The following is a 3390-nucleotide window of genomic DNA, read 5'->3' as shown; positions in this document are numbered from 1 at the left end:
TTGATAGATCCGTCTTAATCGTCCCTGCAGCACTAAGGCCGGCCCCGGGGCTAATTGACCACTGCGTTGGAATGGTTTGCCCACAGACAGTTCAACCAATTCAGCCCGGCGGCATAGGGCAGAAATCGCATCGTTCGAAACCCCGCTAAGTAGTGATGAGTTCTCCAGTAGGTTGCGGATGTTGCTCATGGTTAATCAATCTCCACAAATTGCTGCTGAGCGGTGATCCGGGCCTGAAGTTGCTGTAGCTGTTCCTCTAACCATTCAAAACGTAATTCCTGTAATAACTGGGAACGCATTGCCTCATCTAGCTGCGCCTTGCGAACCGATTCCACCCTAATCAAGTGCACCATTCCATCTAAATCGAGAGGGGGTGTGATCTCGCCTGGCCCATAGCGTTCCACCACCCTTGCTAAGAGTGGATTTAAGCGATGAAGGGCAACCGGACCCATCTGACCACGAACAAGTTGGGGATTGTTAGCGGAGTATGTATCAATGAGATCGCCAAAACTGCATTCGCCTTCGCGCACCTGAAAATAAAGTTCCTGTGCTAGATCGGGATCATCAAAGCGGAGCAAGCTGAGAACTACTTGGTCGTAGCGGGAGCGTTGCTCCAAAAAACGGCTTGGGATCTCATGGCCCCAAATCTTTTCGGTTGCCAACTGCAAACTGGTATCAAATCCTGCCATTGCTTCAATATCAGCAAGCTCAAGGCCCAGCGCTTGGCGCCAAACATCCAGTTCAGCTTGGTTAGCTAACCTCAAACGCTTGCAAAGTAGCTGTAATGCCTCTGGGCTTTGGTTTGCAGGTTCAATCTCCTTGCAGAGGGCATTAAGCAGCAATCTTTGTAGGTATGGCCTAAGCAATTCAGCTTTTGCAAGCAGGGAGAGCGATGCAATCTCCGGCAATGGCAGTTGATGGGCCAACTTCTGGAGATGATCCGGCAGTGAACTCATGAAACGGGGCTTGCGGGATTAACCGGTTGGAGCAGTTGCCGATAAACCAAGGCAGCTTCTTGATAATCGCCCCGGCGCTCTAGCAAAGTACCTAAGGCCCGTAGTATCTCAGGGGTTGCTTGCTGCTGTTGCAACCAGCTGAGCAACTCAATAGCAGCGGAATCTTCGCCCATTTGTTCAAGGTTGTTTGCGGCCAGCAGCAGCCGCTCATTGCGCAGATGGCCTGGCTTGAGCCGATGAACTTTGAGAACTAACAAAGCTTCATCCATGGGCCTTCCTGCCAACTGATGGGCAAGGGACAGATTGGTGAGGGCAGGCACAGCCTCAAGGCTTTCACTATTTGTTTGATCTAAGGCCCTTTGCAGTAGTGCTGTGGCCTCTTCATGGCGACCCTCTGGTAGAAGCAGGCCAGCAAGATTTACTAAACTTGAATAGTGATTTGGATTGAGGCCAAGGGCTTCACGGAAGCGCTGCATTGCCGTGTTTGTGTCTTGTAGAACCAAAGCAGTTAAACCCTCTAGCCGATGCAATTCGGCATGGCTGTGGCCGGCTTCACGCAAGCTGGCTAAATGGGCAGCTATTTCACCTGCTGATTCAACTGATAAACGCGCCCGTAAAGCCGGCAGCTCCCTAAGCCAGCTATCGGTTGCTGTATTTAAAGTGTTATCAGAGCCCTGAGTTATTGGTTGAGCAGCTTCATGGGCAATCGTGTTTTGTGACGAAACTGAGTTGATTTCCACAAGGTTTGGCGGCAAATCCAAGGGATTTTTGGCAATAGCGCCGTGTAAGAGGGTGTAGGCCTGCCTATATAAGGGCGAGGCCATATCTGGCGCACCGCAACGATTTAATTGCTCAGCTTGGGCAAAATATTCAGCAGCTTTGCTGGCCAGCCGAGCTGGATCAGGTTTTGGTAACACCAGCTCATGGCCATAGAGCTGTTCAAAACTAGAGCTAGGAGTGGTTGCCATAGATTCAGCTGCGCTGGGTCCGCCAAGCCACCGGATTAATGCCTGCCGCAATTTCGAACGCTTCCGTTGGCCTTTTGTTGAATCTTGATAAGGGCCGTAGCCGGTGGGTTGCATGAAGATGAACTGGGGTATTTGCTTGGCGGATGCTTTAACACCATGATGCCATGGGTTTCGGTGGTGCTTCCTTTTCGGAATGCCCGTAAATGGTTACCCAGCAGCCTCGCTTCGTTGCTTTTGCAGCGCAACATTCGGCTTGAACTGGTGGCGATCGATGATGGTTCCACTGATGGATCTGGCCAGCTGCTAGAGCAGATTTGGGCTAAGTCGCCCTGGCCATTGCAACTAATAACCACCACCGGTGTGGGGGTTTCCCAGGCCAGAAATCTGGGCTGGCAGCAAGCCAAAAATGAGCTGGTTGGCTTCCTTGATGCTGATGACCTCTGCCTTGATCAACGCTTGGCCTGCCAGGCGGCAATGCTTAATCAGAATCCCGCCCTGCAACAGGTGCTATGTGGTTGGCAACGCATTAATGATGCTGGTTCCAGCATTGGCATTGTTCAACCTTGGCTTGAGGGGGCCGGTTTCACTGTTGAGCAGGCTTTGCGCCACAAGGCGGTGCTACCAAGTGCTTGGATGCTGCGCCGAGCAGTTTTAGAGCGCAGTGGTGGTTTTGATCCTGGGCTTACCCAGGCGGAAGACGTGGATCTGCTTTGCCGTTTGGCTTTTGCAAAAGAACCTGGTGCTTGGTTGCAGCAGTTGGCCTGCGGCTATCGAATCCACCCCCAGGGCGCAAGCCAGGCGGCACGCCCCCAAGCCCGCAGCCTGTTGTTTGTAACTAACAGGTGGCTTGCCAAACTTCCCGAGGAAGAAAGCACCGCAAACCTGGCTGCTGAAGTTAGATATGCCACACGCGCTTGGGCTGGCTGGCATGCCTGGAGTTGTGATGAACACCAGCTAGCAGAAGAACTCTGGAATTCAAGCTTCGGCATGAGCCCAATGCCACCAGCTCTTACTTGGGTTCACTTAGCTGAAAACGTAGCCCGCAGCAGCCAACGGGTGGGGCAGCCGTTCCAAATAGAAACCCTGCTTGGCGATCCGATTTGGCTGCGTTTAGAGCAGCGCTGGCTAATGGGCAACCCCGCTGCTGTGCAACAAACCCTTGCCAGCTGGCGCCAAAAACTGCTGGAGGAATTAGGCGCAACACCTTCAACAAGCCCTTGGTGGCCCGCAAAGTTGCTAACAGCGCTCAAATTTTCCGAACCCCTTGGGGCGCTACGCCAAGAAGTGCTGAATTGGAGCATTGAACTACTCAGCTGGGATCCAAAAGAGTTGCCCCCCTTTGAACTGCGTAGCCGCTTGGCCCGCATTCTTTGGCACTGGGCCGTGATTTGCTGGGGCGAAGCAAAGCGGCCCACTCTCGATAGGTTGGAGCAGAGTGCAGCTTTTTTCCCTTCTAGCCAAGTGCT

Annotated in this window: 4 protein-coding genes; 1 reads left to right on the top strand and 3 read right to left on the bottom strand. The window is 52.8% G+C overall.

The features are described from left to right. From KB557_RS09960 to KB557_RS09950, 3 genes are all read right to left on the bottom strand, one after another. On the bottom strand, positions 1-189 hold a 189-nt coding region (locus KB557_RS09960), incomplete at its 3' end, for a hypothetical protein (RefSeq protein ID WP_255133795.1). Positions 190-191: 2 nt separating this feature from the next. Beyond that, on the bottom strand, positions 192-956 hold the full coding sequence (locus KB557_RS09955) for a peptidylprolyl isomerase (RefSeq protein ID WP_255133793.1): 765 nt from the start codon (positions 954-956) through the stop codon (positions 192-194). Beyond that, the gene (locus KB557_RS09950) at positions 953-2038 is read right to left on the bottom strand and encodes a tetratricopeptide repeat protein (RefSeq protein ID WP_255133792.1); all 1086 of its coding nucleotides are present in this window, start codon (positions 2036-2038) and stop codon (positions 953-955) included. The genes KB557_RS09955 and KB557_RS09950 overlap by 4 nt, the downstream gene beginning before the upstream one ends. 42 nt (positions 2039-2080) lie before the next feature. On the opposite strand from KB557_RS09950, the gene KB557_RS09945 reads away from it, so the two are divergent. Continuing rightward, the coding region (locus KB557_RS09945) for a glycosyltransferase family A protein (RefSeq protein ID WP_255133790.1) at positions 2081-3390 on the top strand (1310 nt) is incomplete at its 3' end.

This window comes from Synechococcus sp. Cruz CV12-2-Slac-r, assembly GCF_024346075.1.
Classification (GTDB): Bacteria; Cyanobacteriota; Cyanobacteriia; order PCC-6307; family Cyanobiaceae; genus Synechococcus_D.
This window is presented reverse-complemented; position numbering and strand designations above follow the sequence as displayed.